Annotated in this window: 23 protein-coding genes; 14 read left to right on the top strand and 9 right to left on the bottom strand. The window is 70.3% G+C overall.

The features are described from left to right. Positions 1 to 4: 4 nt before the first annotated feature. Positions 5 to 994: a 4-hydroxy-3-methylbut-2-enyl diphosphate reductase gene (locus ASE12_RS17545; protein WP_056403591.1), complete on the bottom strand. Its 990-nt coding sequence runs from the start codon at positions 992 to 994 to the stop codon at positions 5 to 7. A gap of 45 nt (positions 995 to 1,039) precedes the next feature. On the opposite strand from ASE12_RS17545, the gene xseA reads away from it, so the two are divergent. The 3 genes from xseA to ASE12_RS17530 are packed head-to-tail and all read left to right on the top strand — an operon-like array spanning position 1,040 to position 4,145. Then, a complete protein-coding gene (gene xseA, locus ASE12_RS17540) occupies positions 1,040 to 2,263 on the top strand; it encodes an exodeoxyribonuclease VII large subunit (RefSeq protein WP_056403588.1) in 1,224 nt (407 codons plus the stop codon). Then, positions 2,256 to 2,483: an exodeoxyribonuclease VII small subunit gene (locus ASE12_RS17535; protein WP_056403586.1), complete on the top strand. Its 228-nt coding sequence runs from the start codon at positions 2,256 to 2,258 to the stop codon at positions 2,481 to 2,483. Before xseA ends, ASE12_RS17535 begins: the two co-directional genes overlap by 8 nt. A 45-nt stretch (positions 2,484 to 2,528) precedes the next feature. Then, positions 2,529 to 4,145 (top strand): PD-(D/E)XK nuclease family protein, encoded by a 1,617-nt coding sequence (locus ASE12_RS17530; RefSeq protein WP_056403583.1) that lies wholly within the window; start codon positions 2,529 to 2,531, stop codon positions 4,143 to 4,145. Here the strand turns inward: ASE12_RS17530 and ASE12_RS17525 are convergent. After that, a complete protein-coding gene (locus ASE12_RS17525; protein WP_082582367.1) occupies positions 4,142 to 4,669 on the bottom strand; it encodes a DUF4245 family protein in 528 nt (175 codons plus the stop codon). The genes ASE12_RS17530 and ASE12_RS17525 overlap by 4 nt on opposite strands. Positions 4,670 to 4,744: 75 nt before the next feature. On the opposite strand from ASE12_RS17525, the gene glpX reads away from it, so the two are divergent. The 9 genes from glpX to ASE12_RS17480 all read left to right on the top strand — a co-directional run bounded on the left by glpX (position 4,745) and on the right by ASE12_RS17480 (position 12,530). Then, positions 4,745 to 5,752 (top strand): class II fructose-bisphosphatase, encoded by a 1,008-nt coding sequence (glpX, locus tag ASE12_RS17520; RefSeq protein ID WP_056403579.1) that lies wholly within the window; start codon positions 4,745 to 4,747, stop codon positions 5,750 to 5,752. Between the two features lie 4 nt (positions 5,753 to 5,756). Further along, positions 5,757 to 6,656 (top strand): alpha/beta fold hydrolase, encoded by a 900-nt coding sequence (locus ASE12_RS17515; RefSeq protein ID WP_056403576.1) that lies wholly within the window; start codon positions 5,757 to 5,759, stop codon positions 6,654 to 6,656. Positions 6,657 to 6,715: 59 nt separating this feature from the next. Next, positions 6,716 to 7,117: a molybdopterin-binding protein gene (locus tag ASE12_RS17510; RefSeq protein ID WP_056403573.1), complete on the top strand. Its 402-nt coding sequence runs from the start codon at positions 6,716 to 6,718 to the stop codon at positions 7,115 to 7,117. Then, complete coding sequence (gene modA, locus ASE12_RS17505; protein ID WP_056403570.1) at positions 7,114 to 7,878, top strand: molybdate ABC transporter substrate-binding protein; 765 nt, start codon at positions 7,114 to 7,116, stop codon at positions 7,876 to 7,878. The genes ASE12_RS17510 and modA overlap by 4 nt, the downstream gene beginning before the upstream one ends. A gap of 1 nt (position 7,879) precedes the next feature. Continuing rightward, on the top strand, positions 7,880 to 8,671 hold the full coding sequence (locus tag ASE12_RS17500; protein ID WP_056403567.1) for an ABC transporter permease: 792 nt from the start codon (positions 7,880 to 7,882) through the stop codon (positions 8,669 to 8,671). Continuing rightward, positions 8,668 to 9,711: a sulfate/molybdate ABC transporter ATP-binding protein gene (locus ASE12_RS17495; RefSeq protein ID WP_056403563.1), complete on the top strand. Its 1,044-nt coding sequence runs from the start codon at positions 8,668 to 8,670 to the stop codon at positions 9,709 to 9,711. Before ASE12_RS17500 ends, ASE12_RS17495 begins: the two co-directional genes overlap by 4 nt. Positions 9,712 to 9,798: 87 nt before the next feature. Further along, complete coding sequence (locus ASE12_RS17490; RefSeq protein WP_056403560.1) at positions 9,799 to 10,437, top strand: hypothetical protein; 639 nt, start codon at positions 9,799 to 9,801, stop codon at positions 10,435 to 10,437. A 10-nt stretch (positions 10,438 to 10,447) separates the two neighbouring features. Then, positions 10,448 to 11,089: a maleylpyruvate isomerase N-terminal domain-containing protein gene (locus ASE12_RS17485; protein ID WP_056403557.1), complete on the top strand. Its 642-nt coding sequence runs from the start codon at positions 10,448 to 10,450 to the stop codon at positions 11,087 to 11,089. A gap of 55 nt (positions 11,090 to 11,144) precedes the next feature. Continuing rightward, on the top strand, positions 11,145 to 12,530 hold the full coding sequence (locus ASE12_RS17480; protein WP_056403554.1) for an aspartate ammonia-lyase: 1,386 nt from the start codon (positions 11,145 to 11,147) through the stop codon (positions 12,528 to 12,530). Between the two features lie 3 nt (positions 12,531 to 12,533). Here ASE12_RS17480 and ASE12_RS17475 read toward each other — a convergent pair whose 3' ends face one another. From ASE12_RS17475 to ASE12_RS17445, 7 genes are all read right to left on the bottom strand, one after another. After that, positions 12,534 to 13,871 carry a DUF2079 domain-containing protein gene (locus ASE12_RS17475; protein ID WP_056403551.1) on the bottom strand — a complete coding sequence of 446 codons (1,338 nt, stop codon included), beginning with the start codon at positions 13,869 to 13,871 and terminating at the stop codon, positions 12,534 to 12,536. After that, positions 13,868 to 15,034 carry an ABC transporter ATP-binding protein gene (locus ASE12_RS17470; protein ID WP_056403549.1) on the bottom strand — a complete coding sequence of 389 codons (1,167 nt, stop codon included), beginning with the start codon at positions 15,032 to 15,034 and terminating at the stop codon, positions 13,868 to 13,870. Before ASE12_RS17470 ends, ASE12_RS17475 begins: the two co-directional genes overlap by 4 nt. Further along, positions 15,031 to 16,011, bottom strand: coding sequence for a carbohydrate ABC transporter permease (locus ASE12_RS17465; RefSeq protein ID WP_056403546.1), 981 nt, complete (start codon positions 16,009 to 16,011; stop codon positions 15,031 to 15,033). Before ASE12_RS17465 ends, ASE12_RS17470 begins: the two co-directional genes overlap by 4 nt. After that, entirely contained in the window at positions 16,008 to 16,829 is an 822-nt protein-coding gene (locus ASE12_RS17460) for a carbohydrate ABC transporter permease (protein WP_056403544.1), read from the bottom strand. Before ASE12_RS17460 ends, ASE12_RS17465 begins: the two co-directional genes overlap by 4 nt. Then, positions 16,826 to 18,040, bottom strand: coding sequence for an extracellular solute-binding protein (locus ASE12_RS17455; protein WP_056403542.1), 1,215 nt, complete (start codon positions 18,038 to 18,040; stop codon positions 16,826 to 16,828). The genes ASE12_RS17460 and ASE12_RS17455 overlap by 4 nt, the downstream gene beginning before the upstream one ends. Positions 18,041 to 18,144: 104 nt before the next feature. Beyond that, positions 18,145 to 19,422, bottom strand: a complete 1,278-nt coding sequence (locus ASE12_RS17450) for an MFS transporter (RefSeq protein ID WP_056403540.1) — start codon at positions 19,420 to 19,422, stop codon at positions 18,145 to 18,147. Between the two features lie 158 nt (positions 19,423 to 19,580). Next, a complete protein-coding gene (locus tag ASE12_RS17445) occupies positions 19,581 to 20,909 on the bottom strand; it encodes a PhoH family protein (RefSeq protein ID WP_056403538.1) in 1,329 nt (442 codons plus the stop codon). Between the two features lie 237 nt (positions 20,910 to 21,146). Here ASE12_RS17445 and ASE12_RS17440 point away from each other — a divergent pair, with 237 nt between their 5' ends. Together ASE12_RS17440 and ASE12_RS17435 are read left to right on the top strand one after the other, a co-directional pair. After that, on the top strand, positions 21,147 to 21,680 hold the full coding sequence (locus ASE12_RS17440; protein WP_056403535.1) for a hypothetical protein: 534 nt from the start codon (positions 21,147 to 21,149) through the stop codon (positions 21,678 to 21,680). A gap of 130 nt (positions 21,681 to 21,810) precedes the next feature. Further along, positions 21,811 to 23,064: an HNH endonuclease signature motif containing protein gene (locus ASE12_RS17435; RefSeq protein ID WP_056403533.1), complete on the top strand. Its 1,254-nt coding sequence runs from the start codon at positions 21,811 to 21,813 to the stop codon at positions 23,062 to 23,064. Positions 23,065 to 23,111: the final 47 nt, after the last annotated feature.

Raw genomic sequence — 23,111 nt, 5'->3', positions numbered from 1 at the left:
TGGGTCAGCTCTGGGCGGCGAGCTTCATGTCGCGGCGCAGCTCCGGGGGGAGGGCGAAGATCAGCGACTCGTCGGCGGTGCGTACGGCCTGGGCGCCCGGGTGGCCGCGCTCGGCGAGGTAGCCCAGCACCTCCTGCACCAGGTCGTCCGGCACCGAAGCACCTGACGTGACGCCGACGTTCTGGACGCCGTCGAGCCAGCGCTCGTCGATCTCGGAGATGTCGTCGATGCGGTAGGACGCCTTGGCGCCGGCCTCGAGCGCGACCTCGACGAGGCGCACGGAGTTGGAGGAGTTGGCCGAGCCCACGACGATCACCAGATCGGCGTTCTTGGCGATCTCCTTGACCGCGACCTGGCGGTTCTGGGTGGCGTAGCAGATGTCGTCGCTCGGCGGGTCCTCCAGCTGCGGGAACTTCTCGCGCAGCCGTCGCACGGTCTCCATCGTCTCGTCGACGCTCAAGGTCGTCTGCGACAGCCAGGACAGGCGCGTACCCTCGGGGAACTCGAGGTCGTCGACGTCGTCGGGGGTCTGCACCAGCGTGATGTGGTCGGGTGCCTCACCGGCGGTGCCCTCGACCTCTTCGTGCCCCTCGTGCCCGATCAGCAGGATGCGGTAGCCCTCGTTGGCGAAGCGTCGGGCCTCGTGGTGCACCTTGGTCACCAGCGGGCAGGTCGCGTCGATCGTCTTGAGGCTGCGCTCGGCGGCCTCCTCGTGCACCATCGGCGAGACGCCGTGCGCCGAGAACACCACGGTCGCGCCCTCGGGGACCTCGTCGAGCTCCTCGACGAAGATCGCGCCGCGCTCACGCAGGTTGTTGACGACGTGCTTGTTGTGCACGATCTCCTTGCGCACGTAGACCGGTGCGCCGTAGAGGTCGAGCGCCTTCTCCACCGTGATCACGGCGCGGTCGACGCCGGCGCAGTAGCCGCGCGGGTCGGCCAGCAGGACGCTGCCTCCGACGGGGGGCATGCCGAGCTCGATCGTGGAAGACATGTGGACGAGTCTAACGGTGTCGGTCGAAGACCCTAGGGTGTGCGTATGGCTCTGGAGACGACCGCGGACACGCCCGCGCCGCTGCGCCAGATCTCCCAGCTGATCGACGGCTACATCGGCCGGCTCGGCGCGGTCTGGGTCGAGGCCGAGATCGCCCAGCTGACCCGCCGGCAGGGCGTCTGCTTCCTCACGCTGCGCGACCTCGTCGCCAAGATCTCGATCGACGCGACGTGCCACGCCAGCATCCTCGACGCCTCCCCCACGCCGATCACCGAGGGCTCCCGCGTCATCGCGCACGCCAAGCCGTCGTTCTACCTCCCGCGCGGCCAGCTCGCCCTCGAGCTGCGCGAGATCCGGCCCCAGGGCGAGGGCCAGCTGCTGGCCCAGCTCGAGCGCCGCAAGCAGCTGCTCGCCGCCGAGGGGCTGTTCGACCCGCGGTTCAAGAAGACGTTGCCGCTCCTTCCCCGCGGCATCGGCCTGATCACCGGCAAGAACTCCGCCGCCGAGCGCGACGTGCTCGAGAACGCGCGGCTCCGCTGGCCCGACGTACGCTTCCTGGTCCGCCACGCGCTGATGCAGGGCAACGGGTCGGCGCTCGACGTCATGGGCTGCCTCAAGAACCTCGACTCCGACGCCTCGATCGACGTCATCGTCATCGCCCGGGGCGGCGGATCGGTCGAGGACCTGCTGCCGTTCTCCGACGAGGCACTGATCCGCGCCGTCCACGCCTGCAGCACGCCGGTCGTCAGTGCGATCGGCCACGAGCCGGACAGCCCGATCCTCGACCTGGTCGCCGACCTGCGCGCCTCGACGCCCACCGACGCCGCCAAGCGGATCGTCCCCGACGTGCGCGAGGAGCTCGCCGGCCTCGCGGCGATGCGCCGGCGCTCGTCGCACGCGATCCGGGCGATCCTCGGCCGCGAGGTCCAGGGCCTCGCGGCGATCCGGTCGCGGCCGGTCCTGGCCAACCCCACGACGCTCGTCGATGCCGAGCAGAGCCTGGTGCTCGAGACCCGCGACCGCGCCCGTCGGTCGCTGGGTCACCGGCTCGACCGGGCCCACGACGAGGTCGGCCATCACCTGGCCCGCGTACGCGCGCTGTCCCCCCTCGCGACCCTCGAACGCGGCTACGCGGTCGCCCAGCTCCCCGACGGCACGGTCGTCACCTCGATCGACCAGGTCGCCCCCGACGACGAGCTCACGGTGCGCGTCTCCGACGGCACGCTGGGCGTACGCACCCTGACCAAGGAAGAGATGCCTCATGGCTGAGACCCCGCAGACCCCCGAGATCCCCTACGAGCAGGCGCGCGACGAGCTCATCTCGGTCGTGCAGAAGCTCGAGGTCGGCGGCACGAGCCTCGACGAGTCGATCGCGTTGTGGGAGCGCGGCGAGGTGCTCGCCGGCATCTGCCAGCAATGGCTCGACGGCGCCCGCAGCCGGTTGGCCGCGGCCGCCGGACTCGACGCCGAGGATGACACCGACGACTAGCCGCGCGGCCTATCATCGTGACTCCACGCTCAGAGGGGGTCACACATGACGATCGACGCCCTCGACCTGTTCGGGGATCCCTCGATCCTCAAGGTCTCCGCGACCGACATCGCCTCGGCCGGGTCGTGCCCGCGTCACCTGGCGGTCAAGATCCGGCCCGACGTGAAGTCCCGGCGCTGGCGCCGCTCCTTCGGCTCCGAGAAGACGTTCGTCCTCGGCATCGTGACCGACCTCGTACGCGCTGCCCACTCGTCGGAGTGGGCCCATGACCCGCAGCACCTCGCCGGCTGGATCGCGCAGGAGCTCGAACGCCGACGCGTCCACCGGCTGCTGCGCCCGTACGCCACAGCGGCGGTGACCAACATCCTCGAGGCGCACTGGGACATCGAGGACGAGATCGGGCCGCTGCAGCTGTTCCAGTCCGACCCGACGATCGGGACTGTCGAACGTACGTTGACCGTGTGGGGGCCGCTCTATCGCACGGAGGACGGCGTACGCGAGGTCCGGCGCTACCGGCTCGGCACGGCACACGTCGAGCCGACGCACGACGACCTGCTGTGGACCCACACCGCGGCACAGGTCGCGGCCGGCTACCCCTCGCGCGACACCCCGGTGCGCATCAGGGTCGTGGAGATCGGCGCCGCCGACGGCAGCATCGCCGTGCTGTTCGACGGCACGCCCGAGGACGCTGACGCCGAGTTCGCCGCCGAGGCCAAGCACGTCGCCGGCAGCCTCGGCGACCTCGGCACCGCGGTCCCCGGCAGCGAGTGCGCGAGCTGCAAGATCGCCGGCGCCTGCGACGCGCTCATCCCGGTGCCGGAGGTGCTGGGCCAGCCGAGCAAGGGGTACGCCTCGCGGTCGGTCTCGCCGTCAGACCTCGACCGCTACCAGCGGTGCCCCGCACAGTGGTTCCTCGCCGACGCCAGGGTGCCGCGCGACGCCGAGTACTCCGGCGCCCAGACCCGCGGCCTCCTGGTCCACACCTGGCTCGAGACCGCTCACGCGCGGGGCGTCGGCTGCAGCATCGACGACCTGCCCGAGCCCGGTGGCCACATCGGTCTCGCCGCGACCGTCATGGACGCCGACGACTACGCGATCGCCCACCCGTACCTCCGGCACCACGTGTCGAGCTGCCCCCTCGCGACCGACGGCGTCGACTACGTGGCGAGCGAGAGCGCGATCCACGGGTTCGACCACGACGCGGAGGTCATCACCGTCACCAAGCCCGACCTGGTGTTCCGCGTCGGCGAGCGGCTCGTGGCCCGCGAGGTCAAGACGACCGCGACGCTGCCGGCCGGTGGCGCTGACGACGTCTATGCCGACAACCTGCAGGTGCCGTTCCTGCTCGCGATGATGGGGGCAGGCGTCGCGGAGGCTCACGGCTGCAGCACCGCGACGGTCGAGGTCGAGATGCTGACGCCGGAGACCAGCGAGGTCTACGCCTGGGACCTCGACGAGCCTGAGCTCGCCGAGGCGGTCAACGCCGACGTCGCCGCAGCAGCCCGCGACTGGCACGTCGACGCGGAGTGGCACACGCGCCCGGGCCCGCACTGCGCCTGGTGCCCCGTACGACAGTGGTGTCCCGACCGCCAGGTCTACGAGAACCAGGAGCTCGCGGCGGCGCAAAGCTCGCCCGCCGACGACGAGCCGGCACCGTTCTAGGACGTCGTCAGCGACGCGATGTAGTCCTCGATCACGGAGCGCGTCGGGGTGCCCACGACGACCGTCGTCACCTCGCCCTTGCTGAGGACGTACGTCGTGCGGTCGTTCGGGCCCTTGTGCACCGACCAGGTCTGGCCGTCGATCTCGGTCTTGCCGTCGGCGCGGGTGCCGTCGGCGAAGCGCTCGAGCGCCCGGTTGACGCTGACGTCCTTGACCTGGTCGAGGCCGATGTAGTCCTGGTCGCCCCGCACGATGCCGAGGTGCCACCAGTCGATGTTGAGCTGGGCCGCGTTGGCGTGCCAGCCCTTCGGCAGGCTCGACGGGGCCAGCAGCTCGAAGCCGGCGACCGGGCGGGCCTGGTCGGTGAGCTTGGCGTAGTCGACGGCTCGGGTCGGGGTCTCGGGCTTGTCCGTGAACAGCTTGCCGAAGGCGTACAGCCCGATGATGATCAGCCCGATCACGACGACGGACCGGACGATGTCACCCATCGACGGATTGCCGCGGCTCGATCCTGGGCTGCTCATTGGTGCAACTTTACGGGGCGGTGCTGCGAGCAACTCGTCCGGTCACGGACGGCTACCGGCGGGTACGATGACCGCGTGAACAGCCTTCAGCCAGCCGCTCAGGCGCCCGACCGCAACCTCGCCCTCGACCTCGTCCGGGTGACGGAGGCCGGAGCGATGGCCGCCGGCCGCTGGGTCGGCCGTGGCGACAAGAACGGTGCGGACGGTGTCGCGGTCAACGCGATGCGCACCCTCATCAACACCGTGCAGATGAACGGCGTCGTCGTGATCGGCGAGGGCGAGAAGGACGAAGCGCCGATGCTGTTCAACGGCGAGCACGTCGGCGACGGCACCGGCCCCGACTGCGACGTCGCGGTCGACCCGATCGACGGCACGACGTTGACCGCCAAGAGCCTGCCCAACGCCGTGTCCGTCATGGCCGTGGCCCCGCGCGGATCGATGTACGACCCGTCGGCCGTGTTCTACATGGAGAAGCTCATCGCCGGGCCCGAGGCCGCCGACGTCGTCGACATCCGGCTGCCGGTCGCCGAGAACATCGCGCTGGTCGCCAAGGCCAAGGGCATCTCGGTCAACGACGTCACGGTGTGCGTGCTCGACCGGCCCCGCCACCAGGACCTGGTCGACCAGATCCGGGCCGCGGGCGCCCGCATCAAGTTCATCATCGACGGCGACGTCGCCGGCGGCATCACCGCGGCGCGTCCTGACACCGGCGTCGACCTGCTGGTCGGCATCGGCGGCACCCCCGAGGGCATCATCACGGCGTGCGCCATCAAGGCGATCGGCGGCACGATCCAGGGCAAGCTCTGGCCCATCGACGACGACGAGCGCCAGCGCGCGATCGACGCCGGCCACGACCTCGACCGCGTGCTCTACACCAACGACCTCGTCCGGGCCGACGACTGCTTCTTCGTCGCGACCGGCATCACGGACGGCGAGCTCATGGCGGGCGTGCGCTACGGCGCCGGCAAGGCCTACACCGAGTCGATCGTCATGCGCTCGCGCAGCGGCACGATCCGCAAGATCACGAGCGAGCACCAGCTCGCCAAGCTCAAGGCGTACTCGACGATCGACTACGAGTCCTGAGTCCATGACCCGGTCCGGGGAAGAGTTCGCGTCGCTGCCGTCCGGCATCGACATCTGCTACGAGACGTTCGGCGATCCCGAGCACCCCGCGATCCTGCTGGTCATGGGCCTCGGTGGCCCGATGGGCTGGTGGTCAGACGACTTCTGCGAGCGCCTCTCCGGGCGCGGCTTCTTCGTGATCCGCTACGACAACCGCGACACCGGGCGCTCGACCAAGCTGCGCCAGCACAAGGTCGGCAAGCTCGACGTGGTCCGGGCCTTCGCCGGCTTCGGCAAGCCGCCTTACGGCATCGGCGACATGGCCGAGGACGCGTTCGGCCTGCTCGACCACCTCGGCGTCGAGCGCGTGCACCTGGTCGGGGTGTCGATGGGCGGCATGATCGTGCAGACCATGGCGATCGCGCGGCCCGAGCGGGCCATGTCGATGACGTCGATCATGTCGACGACCGGCAACCGCCGCGTGGGCTGGCAGCATCCCAAGATCATGCCGACGCTGCTCGCCTCGGCCGGCTCGACCCGCGACTCGTACGTCGCGAGGTCGCTGCGCACCTCGGCGATCCTCGGCTCCCCCGCCTTCCCCAGCGACGAGGAGCTCTCGCGCGCCAGGGCCTACGAGACGTACGACCGGGGCTGGACCGCGAGCGGCGTCACCCGGCACATGCTCGCCGTGCTGGCCCAGCCCGACCGGACCAAGGACCTGGCGAAGCTCGACCTCCCGGTCACCGTGATCCACGGGCTCAACGACCCGCTGGTGCACCGCTCCGGCGGCAAGGCCGTCGCCAACGCCGTCCCGGGCGCCGAGCACATCGAGATCGCCGGCCTGGCGCACGACCTGCCGGTGCAGCTCTACGACACGTACGTCGATGCGATCGTCCGCACCGCCGAGCGCGCCGTCTCGCGCTGACCGCGTCTGCGGCTCAGTTCGATCCATGCAACCGCAGATCATGCCCTAGAGTTCTGCTCATGGCGCACATACGGATCTCCGACGCCGCGCGATTCCTCGGCGTCAGCGACGACACCGTACGCCGATGGGTCAGTGCCGGCAGCCTGCCGTCCGTGACCGACGCCGGCGGCCGGATGGCGATCGAAGGGCGCGAGCTGGCGCAGTTCGCCAAGTCGCAGGCGGCGTCGTCCGGCGATGCAGGTGCCGCGAGCTCTGCGCGCAACCGTCTCGTCGGCCTGGTCACCGCGGTCAAGGCCGACACCGTGATGGCGCAGGTCGAGCTGCAGTGCGGACCGTTCCGCGTCGTGTCCCTGATGAGCAGCGAGGCCGTCGACGAGCTCGGCCTCGAGCCTGGGTCCGTCGCGGTGGCGGTCATCAAGTCGACGAACGTCATCATCGAGTCCCTGGACGGAGCGTCATGAGGCGGCTCGCCGCGGCGCTCGTGCTGCTCACCGCGCTCGCCGGCTGCTCCCGCGGCGTCGTCAGCGACAGCGATGGTCAGGTGCCCTCCAGGACGCTGCACGTGTTCGCCGCGGCGTCCCTGAAAGGCGCGTTCACCGAGATCGGCAAGCGGTTCGAGGACGCCAACGAGGGCGTCACGGTGACGTTCACGTTTGCCGGCTCCTCCGACCTCGTCGCGCAGATCCAGCAGGGCGCCCCGGCCGACGTGTTCGCCTCCGCCGACACCGCCAACATGGACAAGGCGGTCAAGGCGGGAGTCGTCGGCGGCACCCCGCAGGACTTCGCGACCAACACGCTCGAGATCGTCACCCCACCCGGCAACCCGGCACACATCACGTCGCTCGACGAGCTCGCAGTCGGTGGCGCCAAGGTCGTCGTGTGTGCGCCCGAGGTGCCGTGCGGCGCCGCCGCCAAGCGCGTCGAGCAGGCCGCCGGGATCACGATCAAGCCGGTCAGCGAGGAGCAGTCGGTGACGGACGTGCTCGGCAAGGTCACCTCCGGCGAGGCCGACGCCGGGCTGGTCTACGTCACCGACGTGCTGAGTGCCGGCGCCAAGGTGCACGGCGTGCCGTTCCCCGAGTCCGCCGGGGTCGTCAACACGTACCCGATCGCCTCGCTGCGAGGCGCCGACGACGAGACCCTCGCGGCCTACTTCACCGACTACGTCACGGGGCCCCAGGGCCAGTCCGTCCTGTCGACCTTCGGCTTCCAGAAACCGTGACATGAGCCTGGTCCAGCAGTCCGGCGTGCCCCGGTGGGTGCTGGTGCCTGCTGCGCTCGGTGCGGCGTTCGTGGTCCTGCCGCTCGTCGCGCTGGCCACGCGCATCGAGTGGGGCAGCTTCTGGTCGCTGATCACGTCCGACTCGTCGCGCGCGGCGCTGTGGCTGAGCCTGCGTACGGCCGCCGTGAGCACGCTGCTGTGCGTCCTGCTGGGCGTGCCGATGGCGCTGGTGCTCGCCCGCACGTCCTTCCGTGGGCAGTCGCTGCTGCGGTCCGTGGTGCTGCTGCCGCTCGTGCTGCCACCGGTCGTCGGCGGCATCGCGCTGCTCTACACGTTCGGCCGCAAGGGCCTGCTCGGCGAGACGATCGACGTGCTCGGCCTGCAGATCGCGTTCTCGACGACCGCGGTCGTGATCGCCCAGACGTTCGTTGCGCTGCCGTTCATGGTGGTCAGCCTCGAGGGCACCCTGCGGACGGCCGGCGAACGCTACGAGGTCGTCGCCGCGACGCTCGGCGCGCGGCCGACGACAGTGCTGCGCCGCGTGACGCTCCCCCTCGTCCTGCCCGGGCTCGCCGCAGGCGCGGTCCTGTCGTTCGCCCGGGCGCTCGGCGAGTTCGGCGCCACGATCACGTTCGCCGGCAGCCTGGAGGGGGTGACCCGCACGTTGCCGCTGGAGATCTACCTGCAGCGTGAGACCGATCCCGACGCCGCAGTCGCCCTGTCGCTGGTGCTCGTGGTCGTCGCAGTCCTGGTCATCGGGCTCGTACGCGGGACGCGGAGCACGGCGCTGTGAGCCTCAGCATCGACGCGACGATGACCGATCGCGAGGTCGACGTGTCGCTCGAGGTCGCTGCCGGCGAGATCGTCGCGATCCTCGGGCCCAACGGCGCCGGCAAGTCGACGGTGCTCGCGGCGATCGCCGGGGTCGTACGACCTGACGCGGGCCGGGCTACCCTCGGCGACGACGTCCTGTTCGACATCGCTGCCGGCACCTGGCAGCCGGCGTACGCCCGGGGCACCGCCCTGCTGGCCCAGGACCCGTTGCTGTTCCCCCACCTCGACGTCGCCGACAACGTCGCGTTCGGGCCGCGCAGCGCCGGTCGTACGAGAGCGCAGTCCCGTGCCACGGCGATGACCTGGCTGGCGGAGGTCGACGCCACCGAGCTGGCCGATCGCAAGCCGTCAGAGCTCTCGGGAGGGCAGGCGCAGCGCATCGCCGTGGCGCGGGCCCTCGCCGCAGACCCGCGGCTCCTGCTGCTCGACGAGCCCATGGCGGCGCTCGACATCACGGTGGTCCCGGCGATGCGCCAGGTGCTCAAAAGCGTGCTGGCGGGGCGCAGCGCGATCATCGTGACCCACGACGTGCTCGATGCGTTGCTGCTCGCCGACCGGGTCGTTGTCATGGAGGGCGGCCGGATCGTCGAGGAAGGCCCGACCAAGGAGGTGCTCGAGCGCCCGCGGAGCACGTTCGGTGCCGGCATCGCCGGGCTCAACCTGATGCGAGGTCGTGCCGTCGGTGGTGCCGTACGTACGTCATCGGGGTCCTCGGTGTCCGGCCTCTCCGACGAGCCGCTGCCCGACGGCACCGACGCCGTCGCGGTGTTCAACCCGAGCGCGGTCGGTGTGTACGTCGAGCCGCCCGCCGGCAGCCCCCGCAACGTGTTCGCGTCGACGATTCGCGAGCTCGAGCCACGTGGCGCGCAGGTCCGCGTGCGTACCGACGAGCTGAGCGCCGACGTGACCCTGCCGGTCGTCGCCGAGCTCGACCTCGAGCCGGGCAAGCCGGTGTTCTTCGTCGTGAAGGCCAGCGAGGTCACGATCTACCCGGCCTAGAACCCCGCGATTCGTGAACCTCCAGGCGCTGTCGCGCGCCCGTAGCGCCTGGAAGTTCACGAATCGCGGAGCTCTAGGCTGGTTGGCATGGGTGGGGCGACGGTACGGCGCCGCGACGACGGCGCCCTGGAGCTGCGGGTCAACGGCGTGTTCGTCATGGACGACGTCGAGACATCGTCGGAGCGGGCCCTCGCGCGTACGGTCATCGACCTCGGCGGCCGCGAGGTGCTCGTCGGCGGCCTCGGGCTCGGCTACACCCTCCGTGCCCTGCTGGAGTCGCCGCAGGTCAGCCGCGTCGTCGTCGCCGAGCTGCACCCCGAGATCGTCGAGTGGATGCGCGACGGCACGATCCCCGGCGCCGACCTGCTGGCCGACGGACGTACGCACGTCGTGGTCGACGACGTACGCGAAGTCGTCGCCGACCAGCCGGCCGCCTCCCTCGACGCGATCGTGCTCGACGTCGACAACGGGCCGGACTTCCTCGTGCACGACTCGAACGCGGCGGTGTACGGTCCGGACTTCGTCGAGATGTGCGCCTCGCGGCTCAGGCCCGGCGGGAGCCTGTGCGTCTGGACGATGGCGACGTCGGCGAGCCTCACCGCTGCCCTCGGCACGGTGCTGACGGACGTACGCGAAGAGCCGTTCGACGTACGGCTGCAGGGTCGCGACGAGCGCTACTGGATCGTGTCCGGCACTCGGCGCGACGATGTGGACGCAGCCGACTAACGTCGGAGACATGGAGTCGCTGAGTCGCACCGAGTTCGTTGATGCCTGCCACGTCGCCCTTCGCCTGGCGAGTCGCCCGGAGGTCGCCGAGGCGTGGGACGCCGAGAGTGCGTGCGCCGGCATGACCGTCGGCGGGCTGACGCACCACCTGTTGGCCCAGGCGAAGTACGTCGCGCGGTTCCTGGGGCAGCCGCCGACGACCGACTCGCCGATCCCGTTGCTCGACCACTACGCCGGCGCCGCGTGGGTGTCCGCCGCGCCCGAGGACGAGGCCAACACCTCGATCCGCGACGAGGGCAACGACGCTGCCGCGGTGGGCCGCGACGCCGTGCTGGCCGAGGTCGAGCCCTTGATCGCGCAGCTGCCCGACCTGTTGCGCACACCGCGCGACCCCGACACGATCTTCATCCCGTGGCAGGGCTGGGCGCTGACGACCGACCACTTCCTGGTCACCCGGTCGATGGAGATCATGGTGCACTCCGACGACCTGGCCGCGAGCGTCGGCCTGCCGACCCCGGAGTTCCCCGACTCGATCGCGGCGCACGTGGTCGACCTGCTCGGCGGCGTCGCCGTACGCCGTCACGGTCAGGCGGCGGTGATCCGCGGGCTCAGCCGGCCACAGCGCGCCCCGGGCTCGATCTCGGCCTTCTGACGTACGACCACGCCTGCCGGCCGCGCGCCGCGACCGCAGCGATATCGTCGGAAGCATGACCGAATACCGCATCGAGCACGACACCATGGGCGAGGTCCGCGTCCCCGCCGACGCCCTCTGGCGAGCCCAGACCCAGCGCGCCGTCGAGAACTTCCCGATCTCCGGCACCCCGATCGAGCCCGCGCAGATCCGCGCCCTGGCCCAGATCAAGGCCGCCTGCGCCAAGGCCAACGCCGAGCTCGGCATCCTCGACCAGGACGTCGCCGACGCGATCATCGCCGCCGCCGAGGAGGTCGCCTCCGGCGCACACGACGCCCAGTTCCCGATCGACGTGTTCCAGACCGGGTCCGGCACGTCGAGCAACATGAACACCAACGAGGTCCTCGCGACGCTCGCCACGAAGTCGCTCGGCAAGGACGTGCACCCCAACGACCACGTCAACGCCAGCCAGTCCTCCAACGACGTGTTCCCGACGTCGATCCACGTCGCGGCCACCGCGTCGGCGACCAACGAGCTGATCCCCGCGCTCGACCACCTCGCCACCTCGCTCGAGGCCAAGGCCAAGGAGTTCGCCAGCGTCGTGAAGTCCGGGCGTACGCACCTCATGGACGCCACGCCGGTCACGCTCGGCCAGGAGTTCGGCGGGTACGCCGCGCAGATCCGCCGCGGCATCGAGCGCGTCGAGGCGTCCCTCCCCCGTACGGCCGAGGTCCCCCTCGGCGGCACCGCGGTCGGCACCGGCATCAACACGCCGATCGGCTTCCCGCAGCGCGTCATCGAGATCCTCGCCGAGAACACCGGCCTGCCGATCACGGAGGCCACCGACCACTTCGAGGCGCAGAGCGCCCGCGACGGCCTCGTCGAGATGTCCGGGCAACTCCGCACGATCGCCGTCAGCCTCACCAAGATCTGCAACGACCTGCGCTGGATGGGCTCCGGCCCCCGCACGGGTCTCGGCGAGATCGCCCTGCCCGACCTGCAGCCGGGCTCGAGCATCATGCCCGGCAAGGTCAACCCGGTCCTGCCCGAGGCGACGCTGATGGTCGCGGCCCAGGTCATCGGCAACGACGCGACGATCGCGACGGCGGGCGCCTCCGGCTCGTTCGAGCTCAACGTCATGCTGCCGGTCATCGGCCGCAACATCCTCGAGTCGATGCGCCTGCTCGGCAACGCGTCGCGGGTGCTCGCCGATCGCTGCATCGACGGCATCACGGCCAACGAGGAGCGGTGCCTCGAGCTCGCCGAGTCGTCGCCGTCGGTCGTCACGCCGCTCAACCGGTTCATCGGCTACGAGAACGCTGCCAAGGTCGCCAAGACGTCGGTCAAGGAGAAGAAGACGATCCGTCAGGTCGTCGTCGAGATGGGCTTCGTCGAGCGTGGCGAGATCAGCGAGGCGGACCTGGACAAGGCGCTCGACGTCATGTCCATGACCCACCCATGACCCTCAGCCACCGGCGACGCGTCTGGCGAGGACGTAGCCGTCGCGGTTGAACACCAGCTCGTACGTCCCGCCGTGGGCCTGCTCGGCGTACGCGACGACGTCGACGGGTGAGTCGATGCCGGCGGCGGCGTCGAACAGCACGTACGACGGTTTCACCTGCTTGCCGATGGTGCCCCACCAGTAGACCGTGTGGTCCGTGACGAGGTGGCTCATCATCGCGATGTCGGTCTCGACCGTCGCCCCGTCAGGCACCGCGGCGATCACGGCGTGCGCGGCGGCGGCGCGCGGCGGCTCCTCGTACGTCTCGGAGTCGAGCAGCGTCGACAGCGGTGAGTTGACCAGCGTGAACCCCGTGACCACGACCGCCGCGACCGTCGCCCACCGCAGCACCGGCCACCGCCGCATCGCGTCGATCATCGCGATGAAGACGATCGGCATCAGGAGCAGCGAGTAGTGCCACTCGGTGCCCCAGTAGTAGGCGTTGTCGCCGGCGAACCGCCACGCGAACGTCGGCAGCACCAGCAGCACCCACGGCGACACCAGGGCGGCGAGCCCCGTGATGCCGACCGTCAGCGCCACCGTGCCGAGCTTGCGGTCGGAGTCGTCGAACAGCGTCGCCACGATCCCGCGATCACCGCCGAGCGACGACGTGTACGCGTACGAGTCCCCCGGGTTGAACGACGGCACGATGACCAGCACGATGAACGCCATCGCGATCAGCCCGGCCGCGGCGAGCTGCACGCCCCGCCGTCGCTCACCGGCGAGCCACAGGACGCCGCCGATCATGGCGACGGTGAGCCCGAGGTCCTCCTTGACCAGCAGCAACGGCAGCGACCACAGCACCACGGCACCGAACCGCCGGTCGACGTACGCCGCACCGGCCAGTGCCAGCAGCGGTGCACCGAACGCCACCTCGTGGAACTCCGCCTCGACGCCCGACTGCAGGCCGAACGACAGCCCGTACGCCAGGCCGATCACCGCACCCGTCACCGTGCCGAGGTGGCGCATGGCCACGAGGGCGATCACGGCGACCGAGACCGCGATCAGCACCACCTGCGCCAGCAGGATCGTCTGCGCCGACGGGAACACGCGGTAGAACGGCGCGATCAGCGCGTCGATCGGCGAGAAGTGGTCGCCGAGGATGTTGAAGCCCGGCGCCTTGACGTCGACGATCGGCGCGCCGGGCCGGGCGTAGCCCTTGACCGCCTGCTCGAAGATCGCGTGGTCCCACGACGAGATCGTGAACCGGCGATAGCGCATCAGCGTCAGCACGCCGTACGCCGTGCCGATCACGACGGCGAGCAGCGCGGCGATCAGCCGCTGACCACGAGTGGAGGTCATCGGGCGAGCGTGAGGTTCTCACCCGTCTCGGGGTCGAACACGTGCACCCTGCCGCGCGGTATGACCACCCGGATCGACATCCCCGGGCGCAAGGTGCTCTCGGCGGCGAGCTCGGCGACCAGGAAGCTCTGGAACAGGTCGAACTCCAGCAGGTCCTCGACCTCGTTGAGCAGCTCCTCGACCTCGGGCGCGATGTCGTAGCCGAGATAGGCGAACTGGCTGCTGCCACGCCACTCCACGTCGTCGATGCGGGTCGTGAACTCGACCCGGTCGGTGACCGCCTGGCCGCCCTGACCGGTCGCGTCGTAGCAGTGCTCGGGCCGGATGCCGGCGACGACGACCCCGCGATCGCCGATGCGCTCCAGCAGGTCGTCGTCGAGCAGCATCGTCGCGAGCGGCATGACGAGCTGACGGCCCATGGGGAACGCGGGCACGAGGTTCATCGGCGGCGAGCCGAGATAGCCGGCGACGAACATGTCGGCCGGCCGCTCGTAGAGGTCGCGCGGCGTGCCGACCTGGTGGATGAATCCCTGGTGCATCACCGCGACGCGGTCAGCGGTGCTGAGCGCCTCGGCGACGTCGCTGGTCGTGAAGATCGAGGTGCGCTGGTTCTCCTGCTGCCACTGGCTCGTGACGGACCGGACCTGCGTGCGTACGCGCTCGGACTGCTGCGAGAACGGCGCGTCCAGCAGGTACGCCTTGGCGTCGCGCACGAGCGAGCGGCCGAGCGCCACGCGCTGGCGCTGGGCGTCGTCGAGCTCTGCGGGCTTGAGGTCGAGCAGCTCGCTGAGCGCCAGCAGCTCGGCGACCTCGTGGATGCGCTCCGAGAGCTCACCGCGGTTGTATCCCCGGCGGAGGGTCGCGGCGAACGCGAGGTTGTCGAACACGTCGAGGTGCGGGTGCAGGGCATAGTCCTGGAACACCATCGCGAGGTCGCGTCGCCGCGGGTCGGCGGCGTTGACGACGACGTCGTCGATCAGCACGTCGCCGGAGGTCTGCTCCTCGAGACCGATGAGGGTCTTGAGGAGCAGGCTCTTGCCGGCACCGGAAGGGCCGGTGAGCGCGAGCGTCTCCCCCGACGGCACGGTCAGGCTGATGTCGTCGAGCAGCGGGCGGTCACCCTTGCCGGCCCTCGTGAGGTTGCGGACTTCGATCGAGGTCATCGGTAGGACCTTCCCAGGAGTTGAGTGATCCGGCGCGGGAACACGAGCAGCAGGAGGACGACCGGCGCGAGCCACAGCAGCCCGGCCGCAGCGACGGCGGAGCTCGAGGTCTCGATCTGGCCGGTCGCGAGCATCAGCGTCGCGGGCAACGGTCGCGAACGGTCGTCGGCCGACAAGGCGGCGCCGAGGACGAAGTCGTTGCAGCCGGCCACGAAGACCAGCAGGGTCGCCACGGCGACACCGGGCAGGACGTTGGGCACGGCGAAGCGTACGAGCGACTGCAGCCAGGTGGCGCCGTCGGCACGCACGGAGTCGCGCAGCGACCACGGCACGTCGTGGAACACCGTGACGCAGAGCCAGATCGCCAGCGGCAGCGTGATCAGCAGCGCCGGGGGCACCAGCGACATCCGGCTGCCGAAGCGGTCGGCGGCGATGACCTGGTCCGTGATGGGCCCGGCCAGGGCGAGCACCGGCATCAGCAGCGCGGCGACGACCAGGCCGTACGCCACCCGCCGGCCACGCATCGGCTGGCGCACGAACGCGTACGCAGCGGCGACCGCCAGCGGCATCGCGACCGCCGTGGCGATGCCGGCGACGACGATCGAGGTGACGGCGGCGTCCTGGAGGATCTGCGAGTGCAGGGCGCCGTCGAACGCCTTCCACGAGATGTCCTGCGGCCACACCGAACGCGGCGTCGTGCCGCTCGGCGCGGTCGCCACGGTGAACGTCCACAGCAGCGGGACCAGTGTGAACACGGCGAACAGCTCGATGCCGATGAGCGACCAGACCGACAGGGGCCGCGGCGTGTCGGCGAACAGCACGCCGGCCGCGCTGGTGGCCATGAGCACGACGGCGAGGCCGACCCAGATCCACAGGTCTGGCCGGGAGACGCGGATGATGCCGTAGTTGGCCACGGCGAAGCCGAGGACGAAAGCGAATCCCGAGGCCCAGAGGCGCGAGCGTACGGAGGGCGTCACACGACCCTCCTCACGCGGAACAGCGGCACCATGATCGCGGCCATCACCGCGGCGATGACGAGCAGGACCATCGACATCGCCGCGCCGAGCCCGAGCTCCAGCGACGAGAACGTCGTGTCCCACACCAGCAGCGGTGCGGTGCGGATCGTCGTGCCGGGCTGCTCGACGAGCAGCGGACCCTCGAGGATGCGGAACGTGTCGAGGCTCCGATAGGTCGCGGCGACTGCGATCGCCGGGCCCATGGCCGGCAGGACGACACGGCGGGAACGTTGCCACGCCGTGGCGCCGTCGGCGACCGCCGCGGCCATCAGCGAGCTCGGCACGCGCAGGAGTCCGGCGAGCAGGATCAGCGCCGTGATGCCGGTGCCCCGCCAGAGCTCGCCCACCGTGACGCCGACGAGCTGGCCGAAGGGCCCGACGTCGTCCAGGCTGAACCACTCGGCGGCGAAGCCCGTGGTGACGGCGTCGCGCCACACGACCGCCGACACGACGGCCAGGAGGGCGAACGGGAGCAGCACGATCAGCCTGGTGACGGGCCACAGCAGGGTGAGGCGGCGCAGCGCCACCGCGAACACCAGGCCGATGAGCAGCTGCAGCAGCACGACGACCACCACGATCACGAGCGTCGTGGCGACCGCGAGCCACCAGCTGCGGTTGGTCAGCACGTCGGTGTAGTTGTCGGCACCCACGAACGTACGGTCGTCGGGATTCGTCAGCGGCGCGGAGTGCAGCGACAGCCAGATGGCGCGGCCGATCGGCCAGCCGGTGATGGCCAGCAGGAGCAGGAAGGCGGGAGCGAGCCAGCGCCAGCCCTTCACCGGAGCTGCCCCCGGATCGCAGCGCGTACAGCCTTCTGGGAACGCTCGAGCGTCGTGTCCTGCGAGAAGTCGCGCAGCGGCAGCCAGGTGTCGTCGAGCGCCGACTCGGCGACCTGCCAGTAGGGCGTCACGGGCAGCGTCGCGCCCGACTGCACCGCAGGACGGGTGACCGCGGCCATCGGATAGGCCCGCTTGACGGCCGGGTCGTCGTACGTCGTGAGGCGGCTCGCGCTGTGCCCGGTGCTCACCATGATCGAGGTGAGCACGGCGGGCGACGTCAGACAGCTGATCGCCTGGTAGGACAGGTCGCTGTGCGGGGCGTAGAGCGGCACCGCGAGGCCGATGCCCGACAGCGGGGCGACGCTCGTGTCGCCGACGGTCGGATAGGACGTCCACGACATGTCCGAGGCGACCGCGGCGAGATCGGGGTCGGCGATGACCGAGCTGGGGGCGAGCAGGAAGCCGCCGTCGGCTGCGGCGAACTTCTTGAGCGCGTCCTTCGACGGTCCGGTGCCCCCGGAGTCGAGATAGAACTCGACGACAGACGCAGCGGCCCGACCGGCTGCCGTGTCGAGGCCGACCTTGGCCTTGCGACCGGTGCCGTCGACCAGCGAGCCGCCGGCACCCTTGATCAGCGCGTTGACCCATTGCGCGAGACCGGTGCCGTCGTCGTCGGCGATCTGGATCGTCACGCCGAGCCGCTCCGCACCGGCGACGAGGTCGTCCCAGCTGATGGGCTTGGTCGTGTCGAGTCCCGCCCGTTCAGCGACGTTGCCGCGGAACCAGAGCAGCTGCGGGTCGAACCACCACGGCGCCACGGTGAGCTGGCCGTCGTACGTCGCGGCGGCCAGCGCGGCCGGCGCGACGTCCTGGCCCAACGGCACCTTCATGGCCTCGGGCAGCGGGGCGAGGAAGTCGGCGGCGGCGAACTCAGCCGTGAAGGCCGAGTCGAGGCTCAGGATGTCGATCGACGTGTCCTTGGCCAGCAGCCGGCGTACGAGGAGGGCGTGCCGCGCATCGACGTTGGCGGGCAGTTGCTCGACCTTGATCTCGTACGCACCGTTGGCGGACGCGGTGCACGTACGCGCGAGGGCTGCCGTGTCGGCGCGATCGGGGCCGACGTACCAGGTGAGCGTGGGGATCGCGCCGGGCTTGCCCTCGGAGGAGGACCCGCAGGCGGCGAGCACGCACAACAGGGCAGCGGCGGCCACGCGTGCCCATACCCTCCCTGGTGCGCTCACCTGCGCAACTTTGCCACAGAGGAGGGGCCCTTCCCGGCCATACCGGGAAAGGCCCCTCCGTCACATGAGTTGACTCACGTCACAGCGAGGGCGGCCGGCAGGTCGCGGCGCCTCCGGACGGGCGACAGGAAGACCGGGACGAACGCCAGGGCGAGGATCACGGCGCCCACCCACAGGGTCGCGCGTACGCCCAGGAGCTCGCCGAGGAGTCCGCCGAGAGCGGCACCCAGCGCGAGGGCTCCGGTCAGCAGGAAGCGGAACGTGGCGTTCATCCGGCCCAGCAGCTCGGGCGGGGTCATCCGCTGCCGCAGGCTCACCCCGACGACGTTGTCCATGCCGGTCTTGAACAGTGCCAGGGTCCAGCCGAGACCGGCCAACCACAGCACCGGGCCCCGGTCGATGAGGGGGACCAGCAGCGCCGCAGGCGCGACGCAGAGGCCGATCAGCGCGAGGTTGCGGCCGTAGCCGAGCCGTCGCGCGGTCGGCAGGGCACAGCGGGCTCCGAGGAGGAGACCCGCGCCTCCGACGGCCCAGAACGCCCCGAGCGCACCCGCCGGCAGGTCGAGGCTGCGGACGAACAGGATCGGCAGCATCGTGTTGATGACCTGGCTGCCGAGGTTGTTGAGGGTCGCGGTCAGCGCCAGCGCCCGCAGCTCGGCGTGCCCGAGTACGTGCCGCAGGCCCTCGGCGATCTGCACCCCCAGTCGCGGGCGGGCGGTGCCGTCGACCGGTGGCCGCACGACCGGTGTCATCCTCGTGAGGGTGACGGCCGAGAGCAGGTAGGCGAGCGCCGAGCAGAGCGCAGCCACCGGCGCGGTCAACAGCTGCACCAGCGCTCCGCCCGCCCCGCGTCCGGCGACGTTCGCCAGCGCGATCAGGGTCACGACGGCGGCGTTGGCGCGCACGAGCGCGGCGGGGCCGACGATCCGCGGCAGCACGCTCTGCGAACCCACGTCGAAGAACACCGTCGCGGCTCCGCCGGCGAACGCCACGACGTACAGCTGCTGCATCGTCAGGCGATCGAGCCACCACGCGACCGGGATCGTCGCGAACAGGAGTGCCCGCGCGAGGTCGGCGAGGATCAGCACCTGGCGGTGCCGCATCCGGTCGACCCACGCGCCGACCGGGAGCCCGATCAGCAGGAACGCGACGGTGCTCAACGCAGCGAGTGCGCCGACCTCAGCCGGTCCGGCGTGCAGAGCAGTGACCGCGATCAGCGGGAGCGCCACGTACCCCGTGTTGCTGGCGAACTGGCTCAGGCTCGCTGACTGGAACAAGGTGGTGAAGTCGGCGAAGCGCCACGGCGACTCGGCCGGGTCCGGGCGTCGCCGTACCCGCTTGGCCCCGAACACCGCTCAAGTCTGGTCGGCCGCACCCGGCCGGCCCAGTCCGGATGCCGCCACATGTCCGCGACATCCGGTCGACTTCGCGCCCCCACGTTGGATCGTTGGAAGGAAGCCACGGGAGAGGAACGTCTCCCCACCCGTGGACTCCCAACGTGGCCGTCGTCCTACAAGGTGACATCCTCAAGCATCTCGGTCACCAGCGCCGCGACCGGCGAGCGCTCCGAGCGCGTCAGCGTGACGTGGGCGAACAGCGGGTGGCCCTTGAGCTTCTCGACCACGGCGACCACGCCGTCGTGGCGGCCCACCCGCAGGTTGTCGCGCTGGGCGACGTCGTGCGTGAGGACGACCTTGGAGTTGGCGCCGATGCGCGACAGCACCGTCAGCAGGACGTTGCGCTCGAGCGACTGGGCCTCGTCCACGATGACGTACGAGTCGTGCAGCGAGCGCCCGCGGATGTGGGTCAGCGGCAGGACCTCGAGCATGCCGCGGTCGAGGATCTCCTCGATGACGGCCGGCGAGGCGACGGCGCCGAGGGTGTCGAACACCGCCTGACCCCAGGGACCCATCTTCTCGGACTCGCTGCCGGGGAGGTAGCCGAGCTCCTGGCCACCCACGGCGTACAGCGGGCGGAAGATCACGACCTTCTTGTGCTGGCTGCGCTCCATGGTCGCCTCGAGGCCTGCGCACAGCGCGAGCGCCGACTTGCCGGTGCCCGCCCGGCCGCCGAGCGAGACGATGCCGATGTCGGGGTCGAGCAGGAGGTCGAGGGCGACCCGCTGCTCGGCGGACCGGCCGTGGATGCCGAACGCGTCGCGGTCGCCGCGTACGAGCTGCACCTCCTTGTCGGCGGTGACCCGGCCCAGCCCGCTGCCCTTGTCGGACAGCAGCACGAGGCCCGTGTGGCACGGCAGGTCGCGCGCCTCCGGGAGGTCGAGGGTGCCGCCTTCGTAGAGGGTGTCGAGGTCGATGCTCTCGACCTCGAGCTCACGCATGCCGGTCCAGCCCGATTCGAGGGCGAGCTCGGCGCGGTACTCCTCGGCGATCAGGCCGACGGCCGACGCCTTGACCCGCATCGGCAGGTCCTTGGAGACGATCGTGACGTCATTGCCCTCGTTGGCGAGGTTGCGTGCGACGGACAGGATGCGGGTGTCGTTGTCGCCGAGGCGGAAGCCGGACGGCAGCGAGGACGAGTCGGTGTGGTTGAGCTCGACGCGGATCGTGCCACCCTCGTCGCCGATCGGCAGCGGCACGTCGAGGGTGCCGTGCAGCACCCGCAGGTCGTCGAGGAAGCGCAGGGCGCTGCGGGCGAAGTAGCCGAGCTCCGGGTCGTGGCGCTTGCCCTCGAGCTCGGTGATCACCACGACGGGTATGACCACCTCGTGCTCGTGGAACCGGTTGACCGCGTTGGGGTCCGCGAGCAGGACGCTGGTGTCCAGGACGTACGTGCGGCGGACAGGGCTCGTGCTCGGCTTCTTCGTGCGCGTTGCGGCCACAACTGTCTCCTCAACGAGCCCGCGCGCACCCTGCGCCGGCCCTACTCGTGGGCGGGAAATCGGGGCTCAGGGGCGAGCGTCAACACATCTCGAACGTACGACCGCGAGTCGCCGATTCCGGTCGCGACACGCTGACGGCAGGTCACGAGCGTGTGAACAATCGGTGGTTGAGGTGGGGAGCGGAGCGGGAGCCGCCGTTCTGCGGACAGGGTGTCGATCGACCGATAGCGTCACGGGATGCGAGGCACATCGATCGTCCTGGTCGCGATCCTCGGCATCACACTCAGCGGTTGCCATGGCAGCTCCGGAGACGCGTCGCCCGCGACCGAGGCGAGCCCGGCGAAGGCCAGTCGCACTCCCGCTCCCGAGGAGACGTACGTGCCGCGGCCGGGTGATCCGAAGACCCATGTCCTCCGGCTGACGATCCGTGACGTGGCCGGCATCGACGCCTACGCGACCGACAGAGAGGGATGCCCGGTGCTCGGGCCCGCGAACCTTCCGCCGCAGGTCTACGTCGCGGGTCCGAACACCAAGGAGCCCACTGCCACCTTCACGACCGTCGACGTCCCGAAGGATGCCGAGCCGATCATGGGCGCGTGCGAGGCCCACTTGACCATCACGGTGCCGTACGCGCCGCGCTACACGATCGGGATCGCCAGCGAAGGCCAAGGCATTTCCCGACCGGACGCTCCGCCGCCCAGCTGGATCATCACGAAGGGCGCCTCGCAGAAGGTCACTCTCGTGTCCCAGGTGGTCCAAACGCTGCGCTGATGTCGGGCGTACGGGCCGCCGGACACGTGCCGAGTGTCCATTCTTTCAGACGGGTCTGACACGCGATACGATCTGCCATTCCAGCAAATTACCTGTTGTCATCGAACGTCTGTTCGACTACAATGAAAGTGTGAATCCGCAGCCCACGATCGACGCGATGCGCACCGCCGCGAAGACATTGCGAACCGGTGACACGCGTGAGCAACTGCGGGCTCTCCAGGAGGCCCGGCACGCGATCGACGCAGCCCAAGCCGCACTGTTGGGCGAGCTGCAAACGTCCAAGGACTACGAGCTCGATGGCGCCTCGACCCTGAACACGTGGGTGCGCAACCAGCTGCGGATGAACTCAGGTGAAGCCAACGCCCTGGTCCGCGGTGCAGTCGTCGCCCGCGGCCTTCCGCTGGTCGCCGAGGCGGCTTTCGACGGCCGGATCAGTGCTCAGCATGTCCGCGCGTTCGCCTACGGATTGCGTCACGTCGGTGTGGAGCCGATGCGTCTGTATGAGGAGCTCCTGCTCGGCGTGGCGTTGGAGCACGCACCAGCGGACCTGTTCGAGGCCATCAAGCACCTCAAGGACGTCATCCATCCCGAGGACCTCGACGACGCGTGGGAACGAGGCATGGATCGCGAGGACATCAGCGTCGAAGCCGTCCCCGACGGATGGCACGTGAATGGCTTCCTCAACACCGTCACCGGCGCCAAGCTCAAGACCGTGCTCGATTCGGTGTCAGCACCCCGCGACAAGGACGACGACCGCACCGGATCAGAACGCCGGGTCCAGGGCTTCGACGACCTGCTCGACGCCATCTTGGCCAACGGCCTGCCCTCCGACAAAGGGGTCCGACCCCACCTCTCGGTGTTCGTCGACGCCGACACCGTCGCCGCAGCCGCCGACCACGTCCAGAACGCCACCGACAACCCGTTCACCACACCCGATCCGATGCCCGAGACTGAGCCGGCGACGCTTGCCGGGCACGGAGCGATCGGACCCCACCTGCTGATGTACCTGGCATGCATCGGCGACACCACCGCGTTCCTCACCCAGCACCGCGACGGCCAACAAGCGCAGATCCTGAACGCCGGGACCGTCAAGTATCAACCCACTCTGCTGCAACGCCGTGCCGTCCTCGCCCGCCAGAAGGGTGTCTGCGCCACCCCTGGTTGCCACCACACCCACCTGGAGATCCACCATGTGATCTGGTGGTCCCACGGCGGACCCACCGACCTCGACGTTCTTGTCGGGTTGTGCGTTCGGTGCCACCACCTCCTCCACCGCGGCCGACTCCACATCACAGGCAACGCCGTCACCGGATTCGAGTTCACCAACCGCAACGGCCGAGGCCTCCGCCGGCGACGACAAACCACCCGCCCCCAAGCCGCCTGACCCCCGCCCGGCGGCCCACCGGCACGCCCCGAGCAGTCAGCGCGGAC

The organism is Aeromicrobium sp. Root236 (assembly GCF_001428805.1).
GTDB lineage: Bacteria > Actinomycetota > Actinomycetes > Propionibacteriales > Nocardioidaceae > Aeromicrobium.
The sequence above is the reverse complement of the archived record's forward strand: the minus strand, read 5'-3'. Positions and strand labels throughout refer to the sequence as shown.

Excerpts from the sequence above, each read along its gene's own strand:
- ASE12_RS17545 (WP_056403591.1), bottom strand. The coding sequence starts at position 994 with ATGTCTTCCACGATCGAGCTCGGCATGCCCCCCGTCGGAGGCAGCGTC.
- xseA (WP_056403588.1), top strand. The coding sequence starts at position 1,040 with ATGGCTCTGGAGACGACCGCGGACACGCCCGCGCCGCTGCGCCAGATC.
- ASE12_RS17535 (WP_056403586.1), top strand. The coding sequence starts at position 2,256 with ATGGCTGAGACCCCGCAGACCCCCGAGATCCCCTACGAGCAGGCGCGC.
- ASE12_RS17530 (WP_056403583.1), top strand. The coding sequence starts at position 2,529 with ATGACGATCGACGCCCTCGACCTGTTCGGGGATCCCTCGATCCTCAAG.
- ASE12_RS17525 (WP_082582367.1), bottom strand. The coding sequence starts at position 4,669 with ATGAGCAGCCCAGGATCGAGCCGCGGCAATCCGTCGATGGGTGACATC.
- ASE12_RS17515 (WP_056403576.1), top strand. The coding sequence starts at position 5,757 with ATGACCCGGTCCGGGGAAGAGTTCGCGTCGCTGCCGTCCGGCATCGAC.
- ASE12_RS17510 (WP_056403573.1), top strand. The coding sequence starts at position 6,716 with ATGGCGCACATACGGATCTCCGACGCCGCGCGATTCCTCGGCGTCAGC.
- modA (WP_056403570.1), top strand. The coding sequence starts at position 7,114 with ATGAGGCGGCTCGCCGCGGCGCTCGTGCTGCTCACCGCGCTCGCCGGC.
- ASE12_RS17500 (WP_056403567.1), top strand. The coding sequence starts at position 7,880 with ATGAGCCTGGTCCAGCAGTCCGGCGTGCCCCGGTGGGTGCTGGTGCCT.
- ASE12_RS17490 (WP_056403560.1), top strand. The coding sequence starts at position 9,799 with ATGGGTGGGGCGACGGTACGGCGCCGCGACGACGGCGCCCTGGAGCTG.
- ASE12_RS17485 (WP_056403557.1), top strand. The coding sequence starts at position 10,448 with ATGGAGTCGCTGAGTCGCACCGAGTTCGTTGATGCCTGCCACGTCGCC.
- ASE12_RS17480 (WP_056403554.1), top strand. The coding sequence starts at position 11,145 with ATGACCGAATACCGCATCGAGCACGACACCATGGGCGAGGTCCGCGTC.
- ASE12_RS17475 (WP_056403551.1), bottom strand. The coding sequence starts at position 13,871 with ATGACCTCCACTCGTGGTCAGCGGCTGATCGCCGCGCTGCTCGCCGTC.
- ASE12_RS17470 (WP_056403549.1), bottom strand. The coding sequence starts at position 15,034 with ATGACCTCGATCGAAGTCCGCAACCTCACGAGGGCCGGCAAGGGTGAC.
- ASE12_RS17440 (WP_056403535.1), top strand. The coding sequence starts at position 21,147 with ATGCGAGGCACATCGATCGTCCTGGTCGCGATCCTCGGCATCACACTC.